The sequence below is a fragment of the Pseudomonas sp. S07E 245 genome, from assembly GCF_019599025.1.
Classification (GTDB): domain Bacteria; phylum Pseudomonadota; class Gammaproteobacteria; order Pseudomonadales; family Pseudomonadaceae; genus Aquipseudomonas; species Aquipseudomonas shirazensis.
In genome coordinates, this window is sequence record NZ_CP080625.1 from 3883779 (window position 1) to 3901080 (window position 17302).

The 17302-nt window shown below is 62.7% G+C and carries 12 protein-coding genes; 3 read left to right on the forward strand and 9 right to left on the reverse strand.

Going from position 1 to position 17302, the window contains the following annotated elements; all coding sequences use genetic code 11:
- Nucleotide 1: 1 nt before the first annotated feature.
- The 7 genes from K3F44_RS17885 to K3F44_RS17915 all read right to left on the reverse strand — a co-directional run bounded on the left by K3F44_RS17885 (nt 2) and on the right by K3F44_RS17915 (nt 12127).
- Nucleotides 2-1669 (reverse strand): ABC transporter ATP-binding protein/permease, encoded by a 1668-nt coding sequence (locus K3F44_RS17885; protein WP_188036810.1) that lies wholly within the window; start codon nt 1667-1669, stop codon nt 2-4.
- The gene (locus tag K3F44_RS17890; RefSeq protein WP_220632693.1) at nt 1666-4449 is read right to left on the reverse strand and encodes a M16 family metallopeptidase; all 2784 of its coding nucleotides are present in this window, start codon (nt 4447-4449) and stop codon (nt 1666-1668) included. Before K3F44_RS17890 ends, K3F44_RS17885 begins: the two co-directional genes overlap by 4 nt.
- A 29-nt stretch (nt 4450-4478) precedes the next feature.
- Complete coding sequence (locus K3F44_RS17895; protein WP_259407001.1) at nt 4479-7271, reverse strand: TonB-dependent receptor; 2793 nt, start codon at nt 7269-7271, stop codon at nt 4479-4481.
- A gap of 214 nt (nt 7272-7485) precedes the next feature.
- Entirely contained in the window at nt 7486-8463 is a 978-nt protein-coding gene (locus K3F44_RS17900) for a FecR domain-containing protein (RefSeq protein WP_188036812.1), read from the reverse strand.
- A 100-nt stretch (nt 8464-8563) separates the two neighbouring features.
- A complete protein-coding gene (locus tag K3F44_RS17905) occupies nt 8564-9064 on the reverse strand; it encodes a sigma-70 family RNA polymerase sigma factor (RefSeq protein ID WP_150570473.1) in 501 nt (166 codons plus the stop codon).
- Nucleotides 9065-9183: 119 nt separating this feature from the next.
- Complete coding sequence (locus K3F44_RS17910) at nt 9184-10290, reverse strand: GlxA family transcriptional regulator (protein WP_101322493.1); 1107 nt, start codon at nt 10288-10290, stop codon at nt 9184-9186.
- A gap of 460 nt (nt 10291-10750) precedes the next feature.
- On the reverse strand, nt 10751-12127 hold the full coding sequence (locus tag K3F44_RS17915; protein ID WP_101322494.1) for an L-serine ammonia-lyase: 1377 nt from the start codon (nt 12125-12127) through the stop codon (nt 10751-10753).
- Between the two features lie 452 nt (nt 12128-12579).
- Here K3F44_RS17915 and K3F44_RS17920 point away from each other — a divergent pair, with 452 nt between their 5' ends.
- From K3F44_RS17920 to choV, 3 genes are all read left to right on the forward strand, one after another.
- Nucleotides 12580-13527 carry a choline ABC transporter substrate-binding protein gene (locus tag K3F44_RS17920; protein ID WP_101322495.1) on the forward strand — a complete coding sequence of 316 codons (948 nt, stop codon included), beginning with the start codon at nt 12580-12582 and terminating at the stop codon, nt 13525-13527.
- Nucleotides 13528-13608: 81 nt separating this feature from the next.
- Nucleotides 13609-14457, forward strand: coding sequence for a choline ABC transporter permease subunit (gene choW / locus K3F44_RS17925; RefSeq protein WP_178080849.1), 849 nt, complete (start codon nt 13609-13611; stop codon nt 14455-14457).
- Nucleotides 14454-15632, forward strand: coding sequence for a choline ABC transporter ATP-binding protein (gene choV, locus K3F44_RS17930; RefSeq protein ID WP_101322497.1), 1179 nt, complete (start codon nt 14454-14456; stop codon nt 15630-15632). The genes choW and choV overlap by 4 nt, the downstream gene beginning before the upstream one ends.
- Before the next feature lie 126 nt (nt 15633-15758).
- Here the strand turns inward: choV and hisF are convergent, their stop codons facing one another.
- Complete coding sequence (gene hisF, locus K3F44_RS17935; protein WP_101322498.1) at nt 15759-16529, reverse strand: imidazole glycerol phosphate synthase subunit HisF; 771 nt, start codon at nt 16527-16529, stop codon at nt 15759-15761.
- A gap of 10 nt (nt 16530-16539) precedes the next feature.
- Nucleotides 16540-17277 carry a 1-(5-phosphoribosyl)-5-[(5-phosphoribosylamino)methylideneamino]imidazole-4-carboxamide isomerase gene (gene hisA / locus K3F44_RS17940; RefSeq protein ID WP_101322499.1) on the reverse strand — a complete coding sequence of 246 codons (738 nt, stop codon included), beginning with the start codon at nt 17275-17277 and terminating at the stop codon, nt 16540-16542.
- Between the last annotated feature and the right edge of the window lie 25 nt (nt 17278-17302).

The window sequence follows — 17302 nt, forward strand, 5'->3', positions numbered from 1 at the left end:
CTCATGCGGGCTGGGGCTGGGGCTCCAGCTCCAGCGTGCGCTCGAACAATTCGCCGAGGCCGACCTGGTGGGTCACCCCTACCACGGTACACTGCGGCAACTCGCGACGGAGCATGCGCAACAGGCCATAGGCGGCGTTGAAGTCGAGCTGGCTGGTGGCTTCGTCCAGGTACAGCGTGTCGGGTTGGTACAGCAACGCCCGCGCCAGGCTCAGGCGCTGTTGTTCACCGCCACTGAGCACCCGCTCCCACTCTGCTTCGTCACCCAGGCGGCTGACCAGTTCGCTCAAACCGACCTTGACCAGTGCGTCGATCAACAGCACATCGTCGAAGCGCTGCAACTGCGGATACGCCAGCAGTTCATCCAGGCGCATCTGCGGCAGATACGGCTTTTGCGGCAGCAGCAGGCTGCGCCCGGGCGGCAACTGCCAATTACCCCGGCAGTACGGCCACAAGCCTTGCAGGGTGCGCAGCAGGGTCGACTTGCCCAGTCCGCTGCGGCCGGCCAGGCGCAGCCACTGGCCCGGGCCAACCCGCAGATCGAGATTACTCAGCAGCGCACTGCCATCTGGCCGGCACAGGGTCAGCCCTTGCGCGCACAGGCAACTGCCCTGCGGCGCGCTGACTACCTGCTGCCGGCTGGCTTCGATGGCCCGCTCGAACTGATCCAGCCGCTCCAGCGCCGCGCTCCAGCGCACCAGCTTGTTGTACAGCTTGATGAACCAGCTCAACGAATCGTGCACGGCGCTGAACGCGCTGCGGATCTGCATCAAGCCACCCAGGGTGATGGCTTTGCTCATGAACGCCGGCATGGCCGCGAACACCGGAATGATCAGGCTCAAGCGCTGGTAGGCGACGGTAAACAAGCTCAGGTCGCGCTCACGGCCGATCAACTGCCGCCAGTTGCTCGCAATCGCCTGAAAACGCCGGGCCAGTTGCTCGCGCTCGACCCCTTCGCCGCGGTACAGGGCGATCTGCTCGGCATGGTCGCGCTTGCGCAGCAGGCTCGCGCGAAAGTCCGCCTCACGGTGCTCGCGTTCGTAGTTCAGCGCGTGCAGCGGCTTACCGATCAGGTGCGTAAGGACACTGCCGGTCAGGGTATAGATGACCACGATCCACAGCAGATAGCCGTGCACGGTAACGGTCGCGCCGAACAGGCTGAAGGTCTGCACCCCGGACAGGTTCCACAGGATCAGCGCAAAGGCGCCAACCTGGGCCAGGTTGATCACCAGTGACGCCACCAATTCGATGCTCAGCCCCACCATCAGGTCGACGTCCTGGGCGATACGTTGGTCAGGGTTGTCCGGCTCGCCGCTCAGGCCCAGCCGATAGAAGGCGTGATCGGCCAGCCAGGCATCGGTCAGGCGTGCGGTCATGGCCTGGCGCCAGCGCAGTTCAAGACGTTTGCGGATGTAATCGAGGCCGACGATGATCAGTACGTAAGCGCCCAGGTAGAGCGCGTACTGGCCCACCAGCCCATACAAGGCAGCGGTATCGAACGCCGCCAGGGTGTCGTAGAAAGTCTTGCTCCAGCTGTTGATCAGCACGTTGATCTGCACCACCAGCAAGCCCAGGCCGATCACTGCCGCCAGCATCAACCAGCCCTGCCACTGGCCGCGATCATGCCAAAAGGGCCGGCTCAGACGGACGAATCTGCGCAGCGTATTCACAGCGCCTGCTCCAGCGCAGTCACCGACGGCAGCAAGCGCAATTGCACCTGATTATCCTGCGGGAACAACAGCCGCGCCTGCTGCTGCAGGGCCGGCAAGCTTAGCGCTGCCGGCAACTGCGCCTGGGTGCGCAGGTAGCGTGGGTCTTGCCAGTGACGTTCGCTGAGGATCAAGCGCTTGAACTGAGTCTGCGGGTCGTCGCGGCGCTTGGCTTCCTGGCGGGACAGTTCGCTTCGTTGCACGGCGACCCACTGTGCATCCACATCCAGTTCGGCCAGGGTCTGCTGCGCCAGCGCCCACAGCTCATCGACCCGGGCCGGGTCGCAGGTGAAGTTCAAGCGGCTCTCGATGCGCTGGGTCTGTGGGTTGAGTTCGCTGTCGAACTGCAAGCGGTAGATCCCCGAGGCTTCCCCGCGCAGGCGCTGCTTGAGGCGCTGGTTGGCCAGATCGCGCAGGGTGGCCACGCGCATGGCCGCTTCAGGGCTCCAGGCCTGCGGCTGATAACTGCTGGCCTCGAGCACGGCCCTGGGCTCCAGCGCGATGGCCAGGTCATGCCGACGCTGGCCGGGTTGCTGCATAACCGGCTTGCTCGGCAAGGCGGACGTGCGCGGCACGCTGGCAAGCTGCTCGCGCACCAGCGGCTCCAGTTGGGCAGGGTCAATGGCGGCCATCAGGTAATAGGTGACAGGCGCACCCGCCAAGCGCTGCCAATCAGCACGCAGTTGCTCGCGGGTCAACGCTTGCAGCGTGGCAGGCGTTGGCGACTGCCAGGCATCGGCGCCGAACTTGAGCCGGCGCTGCTGGCTGTCCTGCTGGCTGCGCACATCATCCGGGCGGCTGTTGCTGCGTGCCAGCAGATCAGCGCGTGCCTCGCTGAACAGCGCCGGGTCGATGTTCGCCTGCTGGCTCAGGCGATAGCTCTGAAACAGGCTTGGCAGCTGCTCGGGCGCTGCGCTGAGGTTCATCTGCAGGCGCTGCGGTGAGTGCTCCAGGCTGATGGTGGCGCGCTGCTGTTTGCGCCACTCGGTCAACGCCTGGCTTGCGCCGGCCTGCGGGGCACTGGCCAGCGCCAGTTGCGCCGCCATCTGCAAGCGCCAGGCCGGCGCACCGTCGATGTTGTAGCCCGCCGATGATTCCGCTTGCAGCAACCACTTGCCGTCCGGGCCATTGCGGCGCAGCCAGACCAGCCGATCACCGTTGCTCAACTGCCAGTGCTCGACCTGCTCTTGAGCAAAAGCCTTGCGCGCAACGATGGTGCCGGCCGGGCCGGGTGCAGGCAGCTCGAAGCGAGGCGTTGCAGCGACCTTGGGCGCTTCGCTGACGGGTGCCGACAGGCGTGTCTGGGCAATGCTTGCCTGCAGCGCTTCGACTTGCGCGACCGTCGGCAGGCGCACCAGGCTGGCCTCTGGCGCGCTGATCTGCAGCACCCGGTCACGGCTGGCGAGCCAGCGCTGCAGGCGCTGCTCAAGGTCGCTGCGATCGATCTGCTCAAGCACTTCAAGATAACGCCCGGCGGTGGCCTGACGATCAGTCACCCGCCCCTCAGGGGCAGTAGCGTTGCTCAATTGCTCGACCCACTGTTCGAAGCTGCGCGGTTTGGTATTGGCCACCGTCTTCTCACCGAGGCCGCGAATATGCGCCTGCTCGCGTTGGAAATCGGCCTCGCTGAACCCATGCTGGCGCAGCCGCTCGATCTCGCTGAGCAACTGGCGTAGCGCCTGATCGTGGGCCTGGCCCTCGACACCGGCGGCGATCCCCAGCACGGTCGACTGACTGCCAATCAGGGTCTTCTGCGCAATCAGACTACGCACGCCCGGTTGCAGCGGTTGACGGCGCAGGCTGTCGAGCAGGACGGCCAGGGTCATGCGGTCGATCAGCCGCTCACGCAAGGCATTGCGGCTGCTGCCGCGGCTGTCCGGCTCATGCAGGCGCAGCAGCAGCGAGACTTGATTGCTGCCCGACTGCGGGTCGTGCAGGTGGAAGACCTTGAGGCTGTTGTCCAGCGGCAGGTCGCGATAGGCCCGCGCCGGGCTGCCAGTGCCAGCGGCCTTGCCGAAGGCCTGCTCGATCTGCGCCAACATCGCCGCCGGTTCAAAGTCACCGACCGCCGAGATGACCATGTTGCCAGGCTGGTACCACTTCGCCTGGTAGGCCTGCAGGCTGCCCAGGCTGGCACTGCGGATCGCCGCTTCATTGCCGATGGTGCGGTGTTCGGGGTAGCGCGAGCCGACCCGCTGCGACGCCGTGCGTTGCTGGTTCATGCGCTGGGCCACGCCAAGGCCGCCGCGCCATTCTTCGATGACGATCGGCCGCTCGCGCTCAAGGTCCGCCGCCGTGTAGTCAGCCGCAAAAACCATGTCTGCAAGTACCTGCAAGGCCTGCGGCGTCTGCTTCACGCCAGCCGGCGGGCTGAGCATGTACTGGGTGCGTTCATAGTTGGTCATGGCATTGAAGTGCCTGCCCTGCACCCAGCCCAGCTCGGTCATGCGCTCGCGCACGTTGCTGTTCTGCCCGGCGCGGCTGTGGAACAGCAAGTGCTCGACCATGTGCGCGACGCCAACCTGGTCTTCAGCTTCGTCGATGGAGCCGGCGTTCACCGCCAGACGCAAATCGAGCCGGCCGGGCTGGCTGGTCTCGCGCACCAGCCGGTATTGCAGGCCGTTGGCCAGGGTGCCCTGGCTGACTGCCGTGTCCCACGGCAGCGGTGTATCGGCGTCAGGCAGCGCTGCGCAGGCGCCGAGCAGCAGCGGGCCAAGCAGGCCGGCAATGAGCTTTTTCATCAGGGTGTCCACGGTTTTTTATAGGAGGATCAGAAGCGGTAGCCGACTTCCAGCCAGTACTGGCGGCCGACTTCGTAGCTGACCAGGCTGACCGACTCGCGGCTGGCGATCTTGTTGACCCGGTCAGTGACGTTGGTCACGTCGACATTGACGAACATCGCCTGGTCCTTGCCGGTCGGGATCTCCCAGGCCACACGCATGTCCCAGGTTGGCGCGCCGGGGGTGGCTACGGTTTCGTAACGCTTGAGCACCTCACCGTTGACCTCGGCATCCGGGCTGACCCCGACTACCTGGTCGTACGGGCCGCGGTAGCGGAAGAAGTTGCTTACCGACAGGTTCCACTGAGGGATGTCGGTGATGGTGGTCAGGCGCCCGGTCCACGGCCGATTGAAGTCGCTGGCCGGTAGTTCGTGGTAAGCGATGCGCTTGCCGTCGAGCACCACGTCTTCGTTGTCCAGCTGGTCGCCGTCCAGGCCTGCTTCGTAGGTGGCGCCATAAGCATTTTTGGAACGCGACCAGTCCAGTGCCAATTGCACACTGGTGCTGGTGCCATGGAAACGCAGCGGCTGCATCGGCGTGACCGTCAGGCTGAGGTTTTCACTCTTGCTGCTGCCCGCATTGAGGTAGGTGTAGTAATCCTTGCTGTAGCCCTCGGGGATGTCCTTGGCGTCGAGGTAGTAATACGGACGAGTCCGGTAGATCTGCCCCTTGCCGGTGCGGTTGACGTACTTGAGCTGGAACTCGGTGTTGAACCAGCGTTGATTTAGACCCAGCATCCACTCATCGTCGTAGGGGATGTCCATCGTCGAGAACTTGCTCAGGTTCGGGTTGCGGCTGGCCAGGGTCCAGTCGTCAGACTGGGCAGTGCGGGTATAACGATTGGTAAAACCCTGGCGCCCATCGGCAAGTCGGTACTTGAACAGGTTGCGACCGTAGTAACGGTTGGCGCCGAACACCAGCACTGTGCTGCGATCACCGAAGAAGTCGTAGTCGCCGGCAAAGCGCGGCGCCAGGCTTTTCTTCTCCATGTAGTCGTCACCCTCATAGCGCAGGCCCGGGCGCAGGGTAAGGTTGCCGTAGCCGATTTCATCCTGAATGAACAAAGCGTACTTCTTCTGCGCCATGTCGATTTTGCCGGCACCGTAGTTCATCATCGCCGAGCCCCATTGGCGATTCTGACCAGTAAGCAGCAACCCGTTGGAGCACCATGGGTCGCTGCCGCCGCAGGCACCGTTGTCGCGTTTGAGGGTGGTGATAGACAACGCCGAGTCTTCCCGCTCCCAAGTGGCTTGCTGGTAGCCAAGTTCAAGGCCTGTGGTCAGGCTGTGGGTACTGCTGCCCAGGTTGAAGGTCTGCCAGTCGGCCTTGAGCTTGTAGTCGAGGCTGCGCTGGGTCTGGTAGATATCACCAAAACCACCCTCCGAGCTGCGCGCATTGTTCAGCCCCGGGTTACCCCAGTCCTTGCTATCGGACCAGTACCACTTGATCTCCTGATCGCGATCAGACTCGCGCGACGCATACAGATCGCTCATGGCCAGTTGCTGAGTCCAGCGCGCGTTGTCGCCCTCATAGATGGCCTTGAACGAGCCCTGCCAGCCGCCATTGATATTGGTGTAGCCGGAGTCCCGGTAGTCTTCCCGGTAGTAGGTGTTTTCCTGTGGCGCGTAGACGATCGAGGTGTCCAGGGTCAGGCGGTCGTTGACCGTCCAGTAGGTCTTGAGCAGGAAGTTGTCGAGCTGGCGGGTCTGCTCCTGGTCGTTGTCGCTGGTGGGGCTGCTGTAGCCGTTGGCGTAGCCGCGCAGGGGCAGGTACGAGCGCTTCTGCGAGAAGTTCAGCAACGCGCCGAAGTTGTCGGTGAGGTGGCCCTCGAGGGTGCCGCGCAATGTCGTCTTGGTGAACTCAGGCTGATTTTTCTCGTTCGACGAGGTCTCGAAGTTCTCTTTGTTTTCCCGGGTGATGTGGTAGCTGGTCCACTCCGAACGGGTCATGGCGTAGGAAATCTTGCCGTGCAGATCCTGGCTCGGGCGGCGGGTAATGGCATCGACCACACCGCCATTGAAGCCGCCAAACTCGACCGGCACGTTGCTGTCGTAGACCTTCACTTCTTCAAGCAGGTCGGCGTCCAGCGCGATGCCGTGGGAGCGGCTCGGCGCCGAGTCGAACTGGCGGGTTTCGTTGTAACCGTGGGCACCGGGGTCAAGGTCATTGTTGATCGAGATGCCATCGATCATGAAGTTGTTCTGATAGAACCTGGCGCCGTTGATGCTGATGTCGGCCGGGTCGATTTCGCCGGGCGTGTTCGAGCTTTTCTGGTCGGTGCTGAACTGCACGTTGGGGTGCATCTGCAGCAGCGTGGTGATGTCGCCGTTGGCCCCGGGGAAGGCTTTGATCGCCTTGCGGTCGATGACCGTGGCGCCCATGTAGCTGTTTTCTTCGGTATCGCCGAGAACTACCGTGTTATGCAGCTCCAGCGCGCCGTCGGCGGCGCTTTGCAGGCGACGAAAGACCAGCGCGCCGTACTCGTAGTCCCAGGCCAGGCCGCTGCCCTGGAGCAAGCGCGACAGGGCGATTTCGCTGCTGAACTGGCCGCTGATGGCGCTCGATTGCAGGCCGTCGAGCAGGTCTGGGTCGACCGTCACCTGCAGGTTGCTCTGCTGGCCGAAGTTGATCAGCGCGATAGCGAGGTTCTGCGCGGGGATGTCGAACATGTGCACCTGGCTCAACAGCGTGCGCTCGGCGGCCTCTTCGGCATGCGCTGGCAGCGCGCCAAACAAGCAGCACAACCCAAGCATGCCGCTGCCTGCGACGTTCTTCAGGCGCAACGACCAACCCCGCGCTGGGCGCGACCTACGGCTTGTTACTACAGTCATCCCACGTCCCCGCCCCGAACACAGTCCGGGTAGCAAATAGAATACGAATCGATCTCAGTTATTGCGCGCGGGGTAGAAGACGGGGTGGTTCGGGGATTTTTCAGAAAATTTTGAAATATTTTTTCTGGGAATGGCTTCAGGGCTTTCGCTCAGCCCCGACCAGGCCTCAAGGCCGGCTGACGACAAGCAACCAGGGACCAAAATTTTCGACCTTGCCGCCATGTGGCCGCAACACGGCGTTCAGCGCCGCCTGGGGTTTGCGCAGGTCATACACGCCGGTCACGCGTTTGCTGCCAAGGCTCTGGTCACGCAACAGCACCTTGCCTGGCAGGTAACGCTCAAGCTCGCCGATCAGCTCGGCTATCGAGACGTCATCGGCAATCAACTGGCCCTTGCGCCAGGCGGCCGCCTGCGACGGCTGGAACGTGCGGACCTGGACCAACCCGTCGATATAGCGCAGGCGCTCCCCCGCCGTCAGCGCGCTGGACAACACCCGCGCCTGGCTGGCATCAGCGACGCGCACCGAGCCGTGCTCGACCTCGACGTCCACCTGCTGCGGGCGCAGCTCAACATTGAAAGCAGTGCCGGTAACCGTCACCTGCACAGCGTCGGCGCGGACATGAAACGGCCTGGTAGCGTCCGGGATGACTTTGAAGAAGGCCTGCCCGGCGAGCAGACGCACATCGCGTTGAGTGCCGGCGTACTGGACGGCGATGGCGCTGTCGCTGTCCATCTGCACCACACTGCCATCTGCCAGGGTAATGTCGCGGGTCTCGCCCTGGCCGGTGCGGTAGTCGGCCTGCATGCGCAAGCTGAGCGAAGGCGCCAGCGCCACCAGCAAGCAGGCAGCTACAGCCGCGCCGAGCCAGCGCCGCCGGCGCCGCGTTGGCCGAGCCGCTGGCGGCAGCGAAACGGGATTGCTGGTTACCGGCAGCGGCCACTGGGCAGCGCTGGTCGGCGTCAGTTGAGCGGTCAGGCGCCAGACCCGCTCGGCCTTGCCATAGGCCTCGGCATTGGCCACATCGCTGGCGCACCACTGCGCAAGCTCAGCCCGCAGCTGAATGTCGTCGGGCGCCTGCTGCACACGCAGGAGCCAGTCCAGCGCCTGGTCACGACGGCTGGAAGCGGGGTCTGCTGACGTCATGTGCGGCCAGTCTCCTGTGGATTAGCGGGCGCGAAGGGTCGCATAGAGTCGGCCCGTTGAGCAAAAGACGCGGCAGCGCGTGGTTTTTTCACAGATGCTTTCAAAGATCGCCCTCCAGCCGCTCCAGACAATGGCGCAGGGCATCGTGCACTAGTTGATGGACGAGGCTGACCGAGACGTTCAGGTGATTGGCCACCTGCTGCAAGGTGAAGCCGCCGAGGCGATGCATCTCAAACGCCAGACGCGTGCGCTCGGGCAGCTCTTCCAGCGCGCGGCTGATGGCCACCAGCTCATTCTGCTGGCTGACGGATTGCTCCGGGGAGGCGCTACTGGAGGGTATATCGGCAAGCAGCTCATCGCCGCCGGGCTGGGCCTTTTCGGTGGCATTGCGGCGGGTTTGATCGAGCGCCAGGTTGCGCACGATGCGGTACAGGTAGCTGGCTGGGTGGCGGATGTCGGCGCTGTCGTCCTGGCGGCTGAAACGCAACCAGGCCTCCTGCACAACATCCTCGGCGCGGGCGCGACAACCTACGATCGGCGCGGCGTAATCAAGCAACGCCGCCCGGTGGCTCAGGTACAGCTGCAGTTTGTCGTCCGCCACGGGGTGGTATGCCAGCAATGCTCGGGGCGGCGATGTTACCTGTAGTCGAGAATCATTATCAACCGATTCACGCTACCTAGCCCCGCCTTCGCGGCAAATCCGCGAAGGCCTGCTGAGAGTTACAGCCTTACGCTGGCAAACGTAGACTCGTTGCGCGCCTGGCTCAGTGCAGCCAACGGCCCACTGTGCGGCGACAGGGTCATGGCCTGCGGAATTGGCATCATTGCCACCTGCTGGGTGGTGTTGGAGCCGACGCGCTCATCGCGCGGCGGAATGCCGAAGTACTCGCGGTAGCACTTGGAGAAATGCGGCGTGGAAACGAAACCGCACACCGAAGCCACTTCGATGATCGACATCGGCGTCTGCTTGAGCAACTGGCGAGCGCGGATCAGGCGCAGCTTGAGGTAGTAACGCGACGGCGAGCAATGCAGGTACTTCTGGAACAGGCGCTCGAGCTGACGACGCGAGACGGCGACATAGACTGCCAGCTCGTCGAGATCGATCGGCTCTTCGAGGTTGGCTTCCATCAGCGCGACGATCTCTTGCAGCTTCGGCTGGTTGGTGCCGAGCATGTGCTTGAGCGGCACGCGCTGGTGATCCTGTTCGTTGCGGATGCGCTCGTAGACAAACATCTCGGAGATGGCTGCCGACAGTTCACGGCCGTGATCACGGCTGATCAGGTGCAGCATCATGTCCAGCGGCGCGGTGCCACCGGAGCTGGTGAAGCGGTTGCGGTCGAGGGTGAACAGGCGGGTGCTCATGTTGGCCCGCGGGAACGCCTCCTGCATCGACGCCAGGCACTCCCAGTGCACGCTGCAATCAAAGCCGTCGAGCAGGCCGGCACAAGCCAGGGCCCAGCTGCCGGTGCACACCGCACCGAGGCGACGCGACTGACGCGCTTGCGCCTGCAGCCAGGTGACGTGCTCGCGGGTAACCGTGCGCTGAATGCCGACACCGCCGCAGACAATCACCGTATCGATCTGCGGCGCGGCGTGCATGGAGGCATCCGGGGTGATCTGCAAGCCATCGCTGGCCCACACCTGGCCGCCATCGACGGTCAGGGTATGCCAGCGATACAGCTCGCGACCCGACAGTTGGTTGGCCATGCGCAGCGGCTCTACCGCCGACGCCAGAGATATCAGGGTGAAGTTGTCCAGGAGAAGAAATCCGATGGACTGGGGTGCGCTGCGGTTCTGGGTTTGGGTCCCGGAAGTGTACGACGTCATCGCGATTTCTCCTCACTCAAATACAGGGGTGCCTCAGGCGGGCACTGGTTCTTGTCATGGCCCCAGTTCGTCTGCGGGGGCTCTGTTAATAGCACTACCGATTACAACGCAATTGGCATGCCTAAATTGAATGGCCCGCCAACAAAGTCCAAAAACGACCTTGCGCACCAGCGGCCATGGGCTTCTGCTACCGCGATAGTTCTAGCCGCAAGCCCCGCCGTAGGGCTTTTCGTTATCGCCAGTGAGCATTTAAGTAGCAGTGCTGGGAAACATGTCTCTAAACGACATGTAACCCTGTCACCGCTCCAGTATCAGCCTGTTAAACAACTTGTTTGAAAATACAGATGACCGGCGCACCAAAAAGAGGCGCAGTGGTCATTAATGGCAATTTCGAGTTGTGCGAGGTGCACATTCGGCTGCAAAAAAGGGCCGCATGCGGCCCTTGGGAATCAACGCTGAATCAGCATTCGATGACGCTGACGGCAAGACCTCCGCGGGAGGTCTCCTTGTACTTGTCGTGCATGTCGGCGCCGGTATCGCGCATGGTGCGGATTACCTGATCGAGCGAGATGAAGTGCTCGCCATCACCGCGCAAGGCCATCTGCACTGCGTTGATTGCCTTCACTGCGGCAATTGCATTGCGCTCGATGCACGGCACCTGAACCAACCCGCCGACCGGGTCGCAGGTCAGGCCGAGATTGTGCTCCAGAGCAATTTCGGCGGCGTTTTCCAGTTGCGCCGGAGTTGCCCCAAGCACTTGAGCCAGGCCGGCGGCGGCCATCGCGCAGGCGGAGCCGACTTCACCCTGGCAGCCCACTTCGGCGCCCGAGATCGAGGCGTTCTTCTTGCACAGAATGCCTACCGCAGCTGCAGCCAGGAGGAAGTCAACGACGTGGCTTTCATCGACCACGTCGGAGAAGCGCATGAAGTAATGCAGCACCGCCGGGATGATCCCGGCAGCGCCATTGGTAGGCGCGGTGACCATGCGCCCGCCGGCGGCGTTTTCTTCGTTGACCGCCAGGGCGAACAGGTTGACCCACTCCATTGCACTGAGGGTCGAGCCGATCACGTTGGGCTTGCCCAGCTCTTGCAGGCTGCGGTGCAGCTTGGCTGCCCGGCGACGCACATTGAGCCCACCAGGCAGGATCCCTTCATGCTTCAAGCCGTTGTTGACGCAGTCCTGCATGGCGCTCCAGAGCTTGATCAGGCCGGCGCGAATCTCTGCCTCGCTGCGCCAGACCTTCTCGTTGGCCAGCATCAATTGCGACACGCTGAGGTCGTTTTGCTTGCACAGCCGGAGCAACTCGGCAGCGCTGTTGAAATCGTACGGCAGCTCGGTCTGATCTGCATCGAGCACACCGCTGGCAGCCTGCTTGGCGTCGACCACAAAGCCGCCGCCAACCGAGTAATAAGTGTCCTGGTGCAGCTCGCCGTGCGCGCCCTCGGCCTTCAAGGTCATGGCGTTGGGGTGGTACGGCAGGTTCTCGTCGAGCAGCAGCATGTCGCGCGCCCAGACAAATTCGACCGGCAGGCGGTTGTCCAGCAACAGGGTATTGGTTTCGCGCAGATCGGCAATACGCGGGACGATCTGGCTTGGGTCAATGGCGTCTGGCCATTCGCCCATCAGGCCCATGATGGTGGCGTGATCGGTGCCATGGCCGATGCCGGTGGCCGACAGCGAGCCATACAGGCGCACCTCGATACGCGTCACTTGTTCAAGCTCGCCGCGCTCACGCAAACCCTCGACGAACAGCGCTGCGGCGCGCATTGGGCCGACAGTGTGCGAGCTGGAAGGCCCTACACCAATCTTGAACAGGTCGAACACGCTGATGGCCATGGTCGGAACACCTCTTGCTGGGCTTGTCTGGCCGCGCCATGTGGCGCGTCTGGCAACTGCTAGGCTGAACCTGCGAGCTGCCGCTATTACCCGCATCATCAGCCTTTTGCGCCGCCACTCGCCGTCTGCAACCGACGTACTTTTGTCAGGCCGCGCCGCGATGTACTGGCGCTGCTACGCCACTGTTCAAGCCGTTTTCGGCTGGGCAAATGCCGCAAAGAGGGGGTGCAGGGGGTGGAAAAATCCATATGCGACATTGCCCGTACTGGATACGACCCATCCTGTACTGGATGCGACTCAGGCAGTAGGCGATTGCCCGGCGCTGGAGGATTATCGAAAGCGACTCGTATTGCACGGCCACGCAACCTGCCCTCTGCAGGCCTGGTCGACCGGACCCTGAGAAGCCCCGGCGACCCACGCGAACCCGAAGAAAAAACTACAGGAGTCCACCTATGAAAGGTTCACCCTCGCTGTTGCTGGTTGCGATGCTCACGGCACCGTTGCTGGCTCAGGCTGCAGAGCCGGAACAGTGTCAGACGGTACGTTTTTCCGATGTCGGCTGGACCGACATCACGGTAACCACGGCGGTTACCAGTGCGGTGCTCGAAGCGCTGGGTTACAAGACCCACACCACCATGATCTCGGTCCCGGTAACCTACAAGTCGCTGGCCGCAGGCAAGGATCTGGATGTATTCCTCGGCAACTGGATGCCGACCATGGAAAACGACATCAAACAGTACCGCGACGCCGGTACCGTCGAGACCGTACGCGCCAACCTGGAAAACGCCAAGTACACCCTGGCAGTGCCACAGGCGCTGTATGACAAGGGCCTGAAAGACTTCGCCGACATTGCCAAATTCAAAGACGAACTGGGCGGCAAGATTTACGGCATCGAGCCTGGCAACGATGGCAACCGCACCATCCAGAGCATGATCGACAAGGATGCCTTCGGCCTCAAGACGGCCGGTTTCAAGATCGTCCAGTCCAGTGAAGCAGGCATGCTGTCGCAGGTCGATCGCTCGCAGAAGCGCGGTGAAGCGGTGGTGTTCCTCGGCTGGGAACCGCACCCAATGAACAAGCGCTTCAAGATGCAGTACCTGACCGGCGGCGACGACTTCTTCGGCCCTGATTTTGGCAAGGCCACCGTGCTGACCAACACCCGCAAGGGCTACACCCAGGAGTGCAGCAACGTTGGCCAGTTGCTGAAGAACCTGTCGTTCTCGCTCAACATGGAAAGCGAGCTGATGGGCAATGTGCTCGACGACAAGATGAAGCCTGATGCCGCGGCCAAGGCGTGGCTGAAAAACAACCCACAAGTGCTCGATACCTGGCTCGCCGGAGTCACCACCGTAGATGGCAAACCAGGGCTGGAGGCAGCCAAGGCCAAGTTGGCGCAATAACCAACACACAACCGGCACTCTCTCGGGGCAGGACCGTGCCTGCCCCGGACTGATTCCAATCTATGCAGGTGGAAGCTCGCTATCATGCTTATTGATCAGAAAATACCTCTGGGGCAGTACATCGCGTCGTTCGTCGAATGGCTGACTCAGAACGGCGCAGATTATTTCGATGCCATCGCTCAAGGCCTGGAGTTCATGATTCACGGGGTGACCAGCGCCCTGACCTGGTTCAACCCACTGGTGCTGATCGCACTGTTTGCCGCGCTGGCGCACTTGATCCAGCGCAAATGGTCGCTGACGGCCTTTGTCGCACTGTCGTTTCTGCTGATTCTCAACCTGGGCTACTGGCAGGAAACCATGGAGACCCTCGCCCAGGTCACCTTCGCCACGGTGGTATGCGTTGCCATCGGCGTGCCGGTGGGCATTCTTGCCGCGCACAAACCGATGTTCTACACCGGCCTGCGCCCGGTACTCGACCTGATGCAGACGGTACCCACCTTCGTCTACCTGATCCCAACCCTGACCCTGTTCGGCCTGGGCGTAGTGCCGGGGCTGATCTCTACCGTGGTGTTTGCGATTGCCGCGCCGATTCGCCTGACCTACCTGGGCATCTGCGACGTACCGCAAGAGCTGCTCGATGCCGGCAAGGCCTTTGGCTGCTCGCGCCGGCAACTGCTGACGCGCATCGAACTGCCGCACGCAATGCCGAGCATTGCCGCTGGCGTCACCCAATGCATCATGCTGTCGCTGTCGATGGTGGTGATCGCCGCCCTGGTCGGCGCTGACGGCCTGGGCAAACCTGTGGTCAACGCACTGAACACCGCTGATATCTCCCTGGGCTTCGAAGCAGGCCTGGCGATCGTGCTGCTGGCAATCATGCTCGACCGTATCTGCAAGCAACCTGAAGCTACGGCAAGGAGTGAGGCATGAGCATCATTCGATTCGAAGACGTCGACGTCATCTTCACCAACAAGCCGCGCGAGGCGTTGTCGCTGCTCGACCAGGGCCAGACCCGCGAGCAGATTCTCAAGCAGACCGGCCTGGTGGTCGGCGTCGAAAAGGCCAACCTGGACATCCAGAAAGGCGAAATCTGCGTGCTGATGGGCTTGTCCGGTTCGGGCAAGTCGAGCCTGCTGCGCTGCATCAACGGCCTTAACACGGTCAGCCGCGGCAAGCTGTTTGTCGAGCACGAAGGCAAGCACATCGACATCGCCCACTGCACCCCGGCCGAACTGAAGATGATGCGCACCAAGCGCATCGCCATGGTGTTCCAGAAGTTCGCCCTGATGCCGTGGCTGACGGTGCGGGAAAACATCAGTTTTGGCCTGGAGATGCAAGGCAGGCCCGAGAAGGACCGGCGCAAGCTGGTGGACGAGAAGCTCGAGCTGGTTGGCCTGACCCAGTGGCGCAACAAAAAACCTGATGAGCTCTCCGGCGGTATGCAACAGCGTGTCGGCCTGGCCCGCGCCCTGGCCATGGATGCCGACATTCTGCTGATGGACGAACCGTTCTCGGCCCTCGACCCGCTGATCCGCCAAGGCCTGCAGGACGAGCTGCTGGCGCTGCAGAGCAAGCTGAACAAGACCATCGTGTTCGTCAGCCACGACCTCGACGAGGCGCTCAAGCTGGGCAGCCGCATCGCGATCATGAAAGACGGCCGGATCATCCAGTACAGCAAGCCCGAAGAAATCGTGCTGAACCCAGCCGATGAATACGTGCGCACCTTCGTTGCCCACACCAACCCACTCAACGTGCTGTGCGGACGCAGCCTGATGCGCACCCTGGACAAGTGCAAGCGCGTCAATGGCTCCGTGTGTCTGGACCCGAGTGGCGACTCCTGGCTCGACCTGGGCGAAGGCAACTCGTTAACCCGCGCACGCCAGGGCCAGAACGGCATGGACATGCAGAACTGGGCGCCGGGGCAGGATGTGGCGTTGCTCGACCGTCGCCCGACCGTGGTGCACGCCGATATCGGCATGCGCGAAGCGCTGCAGATTCGCTATCAGACCGGCAACAAGCTGGTGTTGCAGGATAACGACAAGGTGGTCGGGATTCTTGGCGATACCGAGCTGTATCACGCGTTGCTCGGCAAAAATCACGGTTGACTGCTATTGGGGCTGCTTCGCAGCCCTTCGCGGGTAAACCCTTCCCACAGGTTTTGCAGCGCCGCCGTGACCCTGTGGGAGCGGGTTCACCCGCGAAGGGCCGCAAAGCGGCCCCAATACAATGGCTCAGCGAACGACGATACCGCGCGCGGCCATGTAAGCCTTGGCCTCGGGCACGGTGTATTCGCCAAAGTGGAAGATACTCGCTGCCAGCACCGCGCTGGCATGCCCTTCCAGAATGCCGTCCGCCAGGTGCTGCAGGTTGCCCACACCACCTGAGGCAATCACCGGAATCCCCAGCGCATCGCTGATGGCCCGGGTCACGCCCAGATCAAAGCCGTTTTTCATGCCGTCCTGATCCATGCTGGTCAGCAGAATCTCACCGGCACCCAGGCCTTCCATCTTCTTCGCCCACTCGACTGCATCGAGCCCGGTCGGCTTGCGCCCGCCGTGGGTGAAAATCTCCCAGCGCGGGGTTTCGCCCGGGCCAGAGACCTTCTTCGCGTCAATGGCGACCACGATGCACTGCGAGCCAAAACGCTGCGCAGCCTCGCCGACGAACTCGGGGTTGAACACCGCCGCGGTATTGATCGAGACCTTGTCGGCACCAGCATTGAGCAGGTTGCGAATATCCTGCACGGTGCGCACGCCACCGCCCACGGTCAGCGGGATGAACACCTGGCTGGCCATGCGCTCGACGGTATGCAAGGTCGTGTCACGGCCATCGACACTGGCGGTGATGTCGAGAAAGGTGATCTCGTCGGCGCCCTGCTCGTCGTAACGACGGGCGATTTCCACCGGGTCACCGGCATCGCGGATGTTCTCGAACTTGACGCCCTTGACCACCCGGCCGTTGTCCACGTCCAGGCAAGGGATGATGCGCTTGGCCAGTGCCATGGGTTGCTCCTCAGCCTTGGTAGGTGTCGCAGAAGGCCTGGGCCTCGGCGACGTCCAGGGTACCTTCGTAGATCGCCCGGCCAGTGATGGCACCGACGATCCCCGGCGCCTTGGCGTCGAGCAGGGCACGAATGTCACCCAGGTTGTGGATGCCGCCCGAGGCGATCACTGGGATGCGCGTGGCTTCGGCCAGGGCTTTGGTGAAGGGCACGTTGCAGCCCTGCATCATGCCGTCCTTGGCGATGTCGGTGTAGACGATTGCCGACACGCCATCAGCCTCGAAACGCTTGGCCAGGTCGATCACCTGCACCGAGCTGACTTCAGCCCAGCCGTCGGTGGCGACGAAACCGTCCTTGGCGTCCAGGCCAACGATGACCTTGCCCGGAAACGCCTTGCACGCTTCGGCGACGAACTCAGGCTGCTTGACCGCCTTGGTGCCGATGATCACGTAGCTGACGCCAGCCTTGATGTAGTGCTCGATGGTTTCCAGCGAACGGATACCGCCGCCGATCTGGATTGGCAGTTGTGGGTAGCGTTTGGCGATGGCAGTAACCACTTCGCCGTTGACCGGCTGGCCTTCGAAGGCGCCGTTGAGGTCAACCAGGTGCAGGCGGCGGCAGCCACCCTCGACCCATTTGGCGGCCATGCTCACCGGGTCATCGGAGAACACCGTGGAGTCTTCCATGCGGCCCTGACGCAGGCGCACGCAAGCACCGTCCTTGAGATCGATAGCGGGAATAATCAGCATCTTGGCAACCTGTCTAATCGTTGGG